Annotated in this window: 7 protein-coding genes; all 7 read left to right on the top strand. The window is 42.9% G+C overall.

Annotation, left to right across the window (positions count from 1 at the left end; genetic code table 11):
- A partial coding sequence (cysS, locus tag WC955_12045; GenBank protein ID MFA5859783.1) for a cysteine--tRNA ligase occupies positions 1 to 1,071 on the top strand: 1,071 nt, incomplete at its 5' end.
- The gene (rlmB, locus tag WC955_12040; protein ID MFA5859782.1) at positions 1,068 to 1,823 is read left to right on the top strand and encodes a 23S rRNA (guanosine(2251)-2'-O)-methyltransferase RlmB; all 756 of its coding nucleotides are present in this window, start codon (positions 1,068 to 1,070) and stop codon (positions 1,821 to 1,823) included. The genes cysS and rlmB, both read left to right, overlap by 4 nt.
- A gap of 18 nt (positions 1,824 to 1,841) precedes the next feature.
- A complete protein-coding gene (locus WC955_12035) occupies positions 1,842 to 3,077 on the top strand; it encodes an extracellular solute-binding protein (protein MFA5859781.1) in 1,236 nt (411 codons plus the stop codon).
- A gap of 53 nt (positions 3,078 to 3,130) precedes the next feature.
- Positions 3,131 to 6,007: an FG-GAP-like repeat-containing protein gene (locus WC955_12030; protein MFA5859780.1), complete on the top strand. Its 2,877-nt coding sequence runs from the start codon at positions 3,131 to 3,133 to the stop codon at positions 6,005 to 6,007.
- On the top strand, positions 6,004 to 7,590 hold the full coding sequence (locus WC955_12025; GenBank protein MFA5859779.1) for a carboxypeptidase regulatory-like domain-containing protein: 1,587 nt from the start codon (positions 6,004 to 6,006) through the stop codon (positions 7,588 to 7,590). The genes WC955_12030 and WC955_12025 overlap by 4 nt, the downstream gene beginning before the upstream one ends.
- Before the next feature lie 13 nt (positions 7,591 to 7,603).
- Positions 7,604 to 8,623 (top strand): FecR family protein, encoded by a 1,020-nt coding sequence (locus WC955_12020; protein MFA5859778.1) that lies wholly within the window; start codon positions 7,604 to 7,606, stop codon positions 8,621 to 8,623.
- Between the two features lie 29 nt (positions 8,624 to 8,652).
- Positions 8,653 to 9,744, top strand: a 1,092-nt coding sequence (locus tag WC955_12015) for a hypothetical protein (protein MFA5859777.1), incomplete at its 3' end; no start/stop codon positions are given.

Here is a 9,744-nt window from a genome sequence, read left to right as displayed (position 1 = left end):
TCAGAAAATATTGAGAAGATCGTAAAGTTTATTGAAAAACTTGTCTTAACCGGTGCAGCGTATGCCGTGTCAAACGGTGATGTGTATTTTGCGGTACGGAAATTTGAAAAATACGGTAAACTTTCAAACCGTGATATTGACCAGCTCCGCGCAGGTGCACGTGTAGAAACCGGGGAGGTTAAGTCTGACCCGCTAGATTTTGCGTTATGGAAATCAGCGAAGCCCGGTGAACCTTCATGGCAGAGCCCGTGGGGTGGGGGTCGGCCCGGGTGGCATATAGAATGTTCAGTAATGTCAATCGGCGAGCTTGGGACTGAAACTTTGGATATCCATGGCGGTGGACTTGACCTTGTGTTTCCGCATCATGAGAATGAAACCGCGCAGTCGGAAGCGTGTACCGGCAAAACGTTTGCTAAGTATTGGGTACATAACGGTTTTGTTACGGTGGATAAAGAAAAAATGTCTAAGTCGTTAGGTAACTTTTTTTCTTTGAAGGATGTCCTTGCGAAGTATGAACCTATGGTGTTACGCATGTTTCTGCTTAGCCAGCATTACCGTACGCCATTGGATTTTTCGGATACCGTTCTGAAACAAACAAAAAATGCGTGGGAGGGGCTTTCCGATATTTATGAGCTTGCAATGTTTGTGTTCCACAAAGCAGGGGTTACAAGCGTAACTGAACTTAACAGCGTGGATGCTGCGGTACTCGCTAAGTTTGAGGCTGTTATGTCCGACGATTTTAATAGTGAACGCGGGCTCGCTGTTGTGTTTGAGCTTAAGAAAGAAATTATTTCTGCGGTTAATAAACGTGATATCCAAACATTGAAGGTTAAAGTAGCGACGTTGAAGTTGTTAATAGAGAAAGTGCTGGGGTTAATGTTTAGTCCTATAGTTTATGATTTTGGGAAGGTTAATATTTCACTTGAAGCGCAGAGCATGCTTGCGCAGCGTGAAGCTGCGAAGAAAAATAAGGATTTTACTGCAGCCGATATCGCGAGAGATGGTATAAAAAAATTGGGGTTTATAGTTGAAGACACGCCCTGGGGGCAGAGGTTAAAAAAAGTTTTATGACATACAACAAAAATATTGTGGATGACAGTATTATCTATGGACGGCAGCCGGTATATGAAATCCTTAAGAACCGGCCGAAGGATATCGTAAAACTTTATATCACTGAAGGTATACAGGGTGGGATTATTGATGATATCATAGCGTTAGCACAAAAAAATAGGGTAACCATCATCCGTATTAACGGGCGTGAACTTGAACGCATAACGTCTGGTTCTAACCACCAGGGCGTACTGGCGGAAGGGCTTATTTATAAACCCGGTGACTGGACGGATGTGCTTAATAGTATAGTGAATGATAGTATCATTGTTGCGCTTGCGGAAGTTGAAGATCCTCGCAACGTCGGGGCGATTATCCGTACTGCCGCGGGGTTCGGTGTTAAGTCCGTAGTTATGACAAAACACCGTAGTGCAGGATTATCCCCGGCAGCGGCAAAAACGTCTGCCGGCGGGATTGAGTACGTTGATACCGTGATAGCTAATTCTTTACCCCAGCGGATGGATGAGCTTAAGAAAAGTAATGTTTGGGTGTACGGTGCGGATAGTGAAGGTGAGGATATACAGAAGGTTAAGTTTACCTATCCATGTTGTTTAGTTCTTGGCGGTGAAAATACCGGGCTTCCGCGGTTAGTGAACGAAAAGTGTGATTTCAAAGTTTCTATTCCAATAAAGAATATTCAGTCGTATAATGTTAGTGTCGCTGCGGGGATTATTTTGTACGAAATGTATAAACAAAAACCTGTGGGTAAAAAATGAAAAGAGGATGACCGTAAAATGAAAAAGTTTTTAGCTTGTTGTACGGTTGTATTCGCGTTGTTGGTTTCTGTGTTCAGTTGTAGTTCAGTAGTGTATGCTGAAGATGAGGTTGTGCTGCAGTTCTGGCATTTTTGGTCGGATCCCGTATCAAAAGCGTTGGTTGATGATTTACTTGATAAATATGAAGTCCTTGCTCCGGGTGTACGCGTGGAAGTTAAAACCTTAACCTGGGATACGGGCTACCAGGAAATTGTGCAGGCATTCAAAGATGGTAACGCTCCGGATGTACTCGAGCTCGGGTCGGATATGATCAGCGAATTCGCTGCAGAGGGTGCTCTTCTTGACCTTACCTCCAACGTTACGCGGTTACGGAATAAGTATATCGCGTGGGAGCCTGGAATGTATGACGGGAAAGTATATGCTATGCCGTGGGTACTCGATACCCGCGCGTTGTTTTATAATAAACGGTTAATGTCAAACGCAAGCCTGGATCAGAATACACCTCCGGAGACATGGACTGATCTCCTCTCGATGAGTAAAAAAGTGCATAATCCGTTCTCCGGGATTTATGGTATGGGTGTCAACGGGCCGAATCCGAATGTGTTATACAAAAAAGTGTTGGCGTTTATGTGGTCAAACAAAGGCGATGTGTTATCTCCCGATGGGAAACTGTGTGTTATTAACTCAAAAGAAAACCGGGATGCTTTAGCGCAGTATCTTAACCTTATCACCTATGGTTATGTCGGGACACAAAGCGAGCTTGACCAGTTATTTATTGATGATAAAGTTGGGTTCTGGATCTCAGGTTCATGGTTGATTAACCGGTTGAAGACGGAAGCGCCGAATGTTGACTACGGGGTGGCATTAGTGCCAAAGCCGGAAGGTGAGTACGGTGTACACGCATCATTCTACGGCGGGGAGTATCTCGTTGTGAATAATAAAACTAAGAACGCGAAGTATGCCGTGGCGTTAGCTAAGTTTATTACCTGGGAAGAAAATACGTCAATGTTCTGTAAAACGTTAGGGAAGTTTTTCCCGGCAAAGGCTGTGAGTATAGACGCGTTGATGTTTGATAAGCCAAGGTTGGGGTTCTGGAAACAGTTAATGTCCGCGTACTCACCCCCGGTGAATCCTAAATGGAACAAAATCAAGGATGTTATTGACCGTGAGATGGGCTTAGCTGTTACCGGTAAGAAAAACGGGAATCAGGCGCTCTTAGACGCGGATACCGCTATATCTTCAATACTAAAATAAGTTGTCGTTAGTAGTTAATATTATTTGAAAATGCACTGCGGGAAAGTGTATGTATGGCTAATGTATTAGCGGCGTTTTTTGTTTTAATAATATTCTTTGTCTCACCGGTTTACTCTATCACTGATATAGATGATGGTACAGATGTTATCCCTCCAGGGCAGGTTGCCGGCGTAATTGCTTCTGCAAAAATGCAGGTAGTATTAACCTGGGCTTCACCGGGGGATGATGGTTCTGAGAACAATGTTACTACCGGCATGTGGAAAGTGGTGTACACTACTGTAAGCGTTAATATTCCCGATGAGTGTGCATATAATCTGACAATTTCAACTGATTGGGTAAGCGGGATAAAGTGTTCTGTATCACTAACAGGCTTGCAGCCAAGAGCGACATACTATTTCTGGGTAAAGGCAAGGGATGAAGATGATAATTGGTCTGTATGGTCCGCAACAGCGGTATGTATTGCCGGTTCCTATAAAGAGTTAATAACTCTTATACCGCAAGTGAAGAACGGTACTGTTGCGTGGTGTGATTATGACGGGGATAAAGAACTTGATCTCGCAATCGCGGGTGAGGATGGAAACAAAGTTATTGCAAAAATATTTCGTAATGATAATAGCGAGTTTATTGATATTGAAGCGCCGCTGGACGGTGTAAAGAACTGTGCGCTTGCCTGGGCTGACTGTAACACTGACGGTAAAATGGATCTTGTACTTGCAGGGAATACCGGTACTCAAAGTGTTGTTAAGCTGTACCTCCAGTTAGAAACTAATGTATTTACTGAACAAAGTACGGTATTTACTGCAGTAAAAAATTGTGCTTTATCCTTTGCGGATATTGATAACGACGGGGATCCTGACCTCCTGCTTGCAGGGGAGTCAGTTGCCGGGAATGTAACAAAAATATATCGTAATGATATCACAGGTTTTGTTGAGGTTAATTCTCAGATTACTGGAGTACGGAATTGTACCACAGCGTTTGGGGATTATGATGACGATGGTGATCCTGACCTCGTGATTTCCGGGGAGTCTGAACCTGGGTTCAGTATTATGAAACTCTATAAAAACGAAGCGAGTACGTTTACGGAACAAGGGGTTACTTTACGGGGAATCTCGAACGGTAAGGTGTGCTGGGTGGATTATGATATCGACGGTAAGCTTGACATCCTGATGACCGGGGGGGATAGTACTAATAATGCTCAAACAAAACTGTACCGTAATACCGGGAATGGTTTTGTTGATACAGTAATTAGTATTCCCGGGTTCACCAATAGTTCTCTTAGTACCGGTGATTATGACGGGGATGGGGATAATGATATCCTAGTTGCCGGGTGGTCACCCTCAGGCGGAGGGATTGTAACGAAGTTATACAAAAATGAAAACGGTGTGTTTACTGAAGTAATAACCGGTATGCCGGGTGTGTATTTCTGTTCAGCGCAGTTTATGGATTTCGATCATGACGGTGACCTCGATATCTCATTACTGGGCCAGGGTGCTGATGACAAGGGTAATACCCGCGTGTTTTTATCATATGAAAAAGAGTTTGGGAATATACCGTTATTAATTTCACCGCGTAACTGCGCGGGGAGTGCGGTTGTGGCAAACAGTGTATACGGTATTACCTGGGGATGGGATGATACTGTAGTTAATGAAAACGGGTACCGGGTGCTCACAGAAGATAATGTTGTCATCAAAACGTTGAAACAAAACTCTACTTCATACACAGATACAAATCTTGTACCCAATACCGTGTATACCCGCCGGATTGCTGCGTTTAATGATTTTGAATCAAGCGGGACATTAGTTAGGTGTTATACGTTAACCCGTGCGCCAAGTTTATTAACGGCATTAGAAGTAGAACCTGCATACGTGAGTCTAACCTGGACCCCGGGGGTTGGGGGGAATAGTTTTTATGGTATAGAAAAATCGGTGGATGGTATTACTTACGATACAGTAGTCGGGTTTGCGGATAAGTTAGCAGAGAATAGGTTTATTGATACCGGTGTACTCAAAAATACTACGTATCACTACAAAGTTTCTGGGTATAACGGTGACGGGGTGAGTACTACCTGTGCTGCCGGGATTACGCTTAAAACACGGATGGTGGGGTCAGCACAGATTGCGGGTAAAATAGTGCAGGCTGATGGTAGTCCGTTAACCGGGATTGTTATCCAGGCAGTCCGTGAGGATAATAGTAAGTACGAGGTTTTTACGTCAACTGACGGGATGTATGTATTTTCGCAACTGCCAAAAACTGTGTATCGTATTATCTGTACCTGGACCGCGGATGATGTTACTGCGGAAGCGTATAAAGACGGGGTTTCAGCGGGTAGTGCTGATACTGATTTTATGGTTGAGATTAAGTATTCATTAGCCACTATTAAGGGTAGTATAGGTTATGCTCAGGCTTCCCTCTCTTCATCGTATGTTGAACTTATTCAAAAGAATAAGGTTATTGCGTGTATAAAAACAGATTCCAGCGGGAAGTTTAGTATCAATAACCTTCTCCCGGGGACGTATTACATAAAAAGTTTTAATGGCGTGTTACACTCTCAACCGCAGAAGGTGAGATTAACTGAAGGCCGGGTTGAAGTCGTTGAGTTTGTGTATGGCCTTCTTCCCGCAAATGAAGTTTATGCGTATCCCAATCCCGCAAAAGACGGGGTTTTAGTATTGAGGTTCAAAACCGGGTCTACGGATTTCAGTGGTGACGCAAAAATATATGCTATCACTGGCGAGCTTGAACGTATGATTTCAGTTAGTGATTTTATAAATGACTCCTCAAACCCCGGGGTGTATACTTATTCATGGGATCAAAAAAATACTTACGGTAGTAAAGTAGCTTCGGGTGTGTATATTTATCAACTAAAACTTATTGACAAAAAAAGCGGGCAGGAATCAAAAACCAAAGAAAAAGTTGCGGTGATTAGATGAAGAAAATTATTTTTTTACTTACATTAACTTTGTTGTTTACCGCTGGTATGGCTGTGGACGTATCGGCTGTAGTTGAACTTGGTAATGTACAAACTAAGGATTCTGCGGGACTGGTACGCACATACTTTTCTACCGCCGAGAAAGTTACGTTTAGTGTTGAGACTAATAACACTATGGGTGCCAGCGGGATGGTTACCATAACCTATGCTGTATACGACCCGGTAGGGACAAGGGTGTTGTATAACACCGGTGCTATCCCGGGTACTGCGGGTACCGGCGGGGTGGCATTACGTAATGTGCCGATAAAACAGTTTTTTTCGTCACAGGGGTATTACACACTAAAAGTTGAAGCTAAGGATTCGAGTAGTTTTGTGCTTATCACGAAGAAGGAAGTTAAGTTTAAAGTTTTCTCCCCGTTTGTTACCCTTGTTTATCCTGTTGATAATACTACCGAGATTGCCGATCAGCCGTTGAGTTTCAGGTGGGTAAGTAACGGTGCGAGTAAGTACAGGATTGTTATCGACGATAATGCTGGTTTTTATCATCCGCTAATCAATGTTGAGCTAAATGGTACTGTGTATACGTATAACGAAAAAAAGGTGGAGGATTTCAGGAGGTTATTATCCGGGAAAAAGTATTATTGGAAAGTAGAAGGCTTAGATAATGACGGGAAGGTTATCACAACCTCACCCGCAGTGTATACGTTTAGTATTAAAAGTGAAGTAAAAAATGTTATTGCTCATAATGTTGGGATCACAGGGTTTCGGTTAGAGGAAAAGTTGTCAGTAGAGAATAAAATTGTATTACACGCTATGTTGGTTAATAACGGGAATCAGGTTGAGCATAGTATTAGGGTTAAGTGTTTCGTTAACGGGATAGATCCTGATGTGGATGAGACTGTGGAGTCTGTATTACCCGGGAAAACTGCGGATGTTATGTTTACCATGGACCCTTCATTGTTAAAGGTTACCCGGTCGTTGGTGTTAACCCTGAAACATGAACTCGTGGATGATCATCCTGAAGATAATATCTATATTAGCCGCGTGAATCTGTCACCAAACTATTTCCGTGCGGGGATAATCGGGAGGGTAACTCTTGCCGGTACAACCACAGGGATTGCCGGGGTATTTATTTCCTGTAGCGGTAATGCTGCAGGGAAAACGGTTACTTCAAACGGCGGGGTGTATCGCATTGAGGATTTACCCTTAGGGAGTTATGTTATCACCGCGCAAAAACAGGGGTATACCAAGAGTTTCTCAAAAGAGGTTGAGTTATCAAAACCAGGGGTGATGGAGGACGCGGAATTTGAGTTAAAAGAAATCTTTATTGTTCCAAGTAGTTCCACAAAAAGCGGTGTCTTCGTTCCCGCTAGTAAAGAACCTATCCCACAAGACCTTGCCGGGCAAAAGTATTGGCGGAATTTTGTTGGTTCAATTGTTTCTCAACCCGTGATGGAACAGTTATCGGGGTACATACTCGAAAATATAGACGGTGTTTCCTGGTTGGAGTTTGAGGATTTAGCGAGGGATATTCAGCGCGGTAAAGTTGCGGTTATTGATACCGGCCTTAAGGTTATTAAATGAGGAAAATATGGATATGAGATACACAAAAATATTTGGGGTGATTCTTGCCGGTATAATGTTTACCCTGTTTTGTTCACCATTGTATTGTGCACGGGATAATACGCCTAAACTCGCAGCGATAGTAATTAAAACGTTTGGGAAAGTTGAGTACAGAGAGTATGATAAAAACAAGTGGGGTACGCTTACAGAATCAACGTTGCTCAACCAGGGTGATACCATAAAAACCGGTAAGCAGTCAAAGGTTATGCTTTCTTTTATTAACGGTATAGATGTTAAGTTAGGTGAGAGTTCTGAGATGAGTATTGATCTCACTAAATTCGGGCATATAACGGAAGGTAATTCCGTGAGTTTAACATCAGGCCGTGCGTGGATGAAGTTGTCAAGGAAACAAACAGGGTTTGAGATTCATACTCCTCTGGTGAAGGTTACTCTTACCGGTGCGGAGATTGAAACACTGGTTAGTCCCAAAGGTAAAACTGAAGTACTGGTGTTTTATGGTAAGGTTGAACTACAGAATGAACATGGGAAACAGGAACTCAACCGTGATATGCAAAGCCAGGTGGTGAAGGGTAAGCCGCCGTCTGTCCCGCAACCGGTTGTGGTTGAACAAAAACGTAAGTGGTATGACGATGATAAGGCTGAAAGCCAGCTTATGTTGTTAAACGTAAAGCCGGATCTTTACGTTAATGAATCGGTATTGTTGTCAGTCCAGGCGATGACACTCGCGGGGAGTATTGACAAAACTTATACTGATAAAGTATTTGTCACTGTTATCCCGGATAAGTGTAAATTCTCAACGGATGACGGGTTAACATGGAAGGATAGTTTGGCGCTTGCTTTGTATAAAGGACAGGCACAGTTTTTGGTTAAGCCCATAGAAGAAGGGAAGTATAGCGTTAGTGTTGCGGGTAAAGATTTGCGTAGTGATAGTGCGGTGATTAAACCGTGGTATCCCCCTATAAAAGAGTTGTTAATGAAGATACGGAAACAGGATGGTACAGAAAAAGAGGTTAAGTTGAGGTTCTCAAGGTGAGATTGTGTTTAGCGCTGTCTATCATGCTAATGCTGTATGTTAACGCATACTCTGCGGAGTCTGTTATTATTCCGTATGTGTCAGTCTCACCGGAACCATGCCGCGCGGGTGAACCTATAAAGTTTAAGGTTGTTCTCCTGAATAATGGAACCGTGATTTATGAAAAAGGTAAGCTTAGTGTTGAATTAGTATTTTTTAATAATAAAAAAAGGTTTATCGCAAAAGCTGGCATTATTAAGAATGAGATTGAGTCTTTGACGGGGACAACGTTGGATATTATTGTACCCTATACGCTTAACCCTGAATGGACGGGTAAGTATTTTTATAGGATCAGTGTTAAACACCGGAATAAAACTGTATATGAAAGCGGGTATTATGATCTTAATGTTATACCCAGGATAAAAGCTGCAAAAAAGATTATGCCCGTTGAGTTCGATGGTAATCTTGTGATGTCCTACCGGAGCAGGTTTACGGAGACTGACTATCAGTATTACGGGAATACTAATTTGAATACCGTAGGGCATATCATGGAGAGTACTGTGATGTTTAATTTATCAGCGTTTCACCCGCAGAGTATAGCTTCACAGGTGCAGTACCTAATGTTTAATTACTACACCAAAAACTGGTATGCACTTGCCGGGGATATCTTACCGTCATTCAGTAATCTTTCACTCCAGGGGGCTGCTATGAGCGGGTTACAGGTTGCAACTGATGAAACTAAGATGTTGTATCTAAACACAGTGGTTGCGAATATTGACACGCAAAACCTGCGTTTATTTACCGGTGGTAAGATCGGGGTTAACCTCCCGTGGAATAATATTAATGCCGGGGTTACATACGTTAGTTCAAATGATGAAGAAGGAGCTGTGCCTAGGTTAGGGAATAACGTTATTGGCGGGATGGTGGGGTATAAACTCGGTGAGGTGTTTAGTATCAATGCTGAACTACAAGGATCTGAGTCCATAGACCGCACTGCTGCTGAAATGATAAGGGTTCAGGATTATGCATGGGGTGTTGATGCCAGGATCGATACTGGATGGTTTAAACTGGGGTTGGCTTTACAGGAAACTCAGCCGGAGTTTATGTCATTATCCGCACCAAATGTTGTTAATGACCGGCAG

The sequence above is a fragment of the Elusimicrobiota bacterium genome (assembly GCA_041658405.1).
In the GTDB taxonomy this organism is placed as follows: domain Bacteria; phylum Elusimicrobiota; class UBA5214; order JBBAAG01; family JBBAAG01; genus JBBAAG01.
Note: the sequence above shows the minus strand (reverse complement) of the source record. Positions and strands in the feature narration are given on the sequence as shown.